We start from the raw sequence: 1,714 nt of genomic DNA, 5'->3' as shown, positions 1-1,714 counted from the left end.
CAACACTAAATATAGCAATTTTTCATATCTTGTAGTATGCAAGGACGAAAAGAATTTATTCCTCAACTTTTTTATGAATTAAGTTTAGATCGGCTAGTTCCATCTGATAACTTTTATCGCCAAGTAAATCAAGTATTAGATTTACATTTTCTGTATAGATCCACTCAAAAATATTACGGTACTCAAGGTCAAGAAAGTATAGATCCTGTGGTGTTTTTTAAAATATTGTTAGTGGGTTATTTGAATAATATCAATAGCGACAGAGCATTGATTCGCTATTGTAGCAATTGCTTGGATGTTCGCTTGTTTTTAGGTTATGATCTGAACGAACAATTGCCTTGGCATTCAACCATAAGCCGAACGCGCGCGTTATTTGGCCAAGAAGTTTTCTTGCAATTGTTTCAGTTGGTTTTAAAACTGTGTGTGAATAAAGGCATGGTTTCAGGGAAACGTCAGGCGGTAGACTCTGCCTTTATCAAAGCAAACGCAAGTATGGATTCTCTGGTTGAAAAAGAGGTTCTAAATGATGCTTTTGCTTTTGTGAATGAGTTGGAAGAAAATTCAGAATTCAAAGCATGCAGTGAGTCTAGTCGAACTGTAACATCAACTCGAAAGAAGTTGGTAGAACAACATCATAATTGGAAAAAGGAAGCGTTTAAAGGAATGCCGGGACATGTGAAAACGCTTCAAAAAAATGAAGATGGTGAAGATATTCGTCCAAAGTTTTTAAGTAATCATACCCATTATAGCCCAACAGATCCTGATGCGAAAATCTCGACCAAACCAGGTAAACCACGCCAACTGAACTATGCAGGACAGTTAGCAGTTGATGATAAACACCACGTGATTACAGGAGCTTGTGCTAGTACAGCTGGTAGTAAAGACAGTGCTATCTTTGCAGAAATTATGGATCAAACGATTGAAAATTTTAAACGAAACGAGATTCAAATAGGAGAAGTTTTAGCTGATGCGGGCTATAGTAGCGGTACAAGTTTGCAATATTGTGAAGATCATAACTTAGATGCTTGGATTCCCAACTTTGGACAATATAAACCCGAGCGAGAAGGCTTTATTTTCAATAAAAAAGAAAACCGTTACGAATGTATTCAAGAAGGAGGAAATAAAGCTTTTCTGCCTTTCAAACGAACTTTAACAGACAGCAAAGGCTACGAAAAGAAAAGCTATAGAAGTTCGGAAAAAGATTGTGGACAATGTCCTTTACGAGAAAGTTGTTGTGGAAAAGTAACCAAGTTTAAAAAGTTGGAAGATAGCATTCACAAGCCTTTGTACGATAAAATGCATGAAAAACTCACCCAAAATAAAGCGTATCACCGCAGGTTAGTTAAACGTCGAAGTTCTACAGTAGAACCAGTTTTAGGAACGTTGATTAACTTCTTTAACTTAAAACGAATCAACAGCAGAGGAATGTCTAAAGCAAATAAACATGTACTAATGTCAAGTTTATCTTACAACTTGAAGAAATATCTACGCTTTACAGTCAAAAAATCAAGTGTTTTAGCCCAAGTTATTTATTTAAAACAAGGGAAGAACTACGCTTCTACAAAATCACTCCTTCACTCCTTAAAAAGAGAGTTTTTAAGCAAACCTAATTTTACATTAATATATTTTTCTAAAAATAAACCTCGCTTAAAAAGGCTTAAACGAGGTCATATATTCTGTTTTTTACTGTAAATTGGAGTTGTGCAACAGTTAC

The 1,714-nt window shown here is 35.3% G+C and carries 1 protein-coding gene; it reads left to right on the top strand.

Translation table 11 applies throughout. The features are described 5' to 3' along the window. Window positions 1-36: 36 nt before the first annotated feature. Complete coding sequence (locus HXZ74_RS17085; protein ID WP_115000154.1) at window positions 37-1,692, top strand: IS1182 family transposase; 1,656 nt, start codon at window positions 37-39, stop codon at window positions 1,690-1,692. Window positions 1,693-1,714 lie beyond the last annotated feature (22 nt).

Origin of the sequence: Empedobacter sp. R750 (assembly GCF_030324345.1) — a bacterium.
Lineage (GTDB): Bacteria > Bacteroidota > Bacteroidia > Flavobacteriales > Weeksellaceae > Empedobacter > Empedobacter falsenii_C.
Note: the sequence above shows the minus strand (reverse complement) of the source record. Positions and strands in the feature narration are given on the sequence as shown.

Coding starts and splice junctions, on each gene's coding strand:
- HXZ74_RS17085 (WP_115000154.1), top strand. CDS start 37: ATGCAAGGACGAAAAGAATTTATTCCTCAACTTTTTTATGAATTAAGT.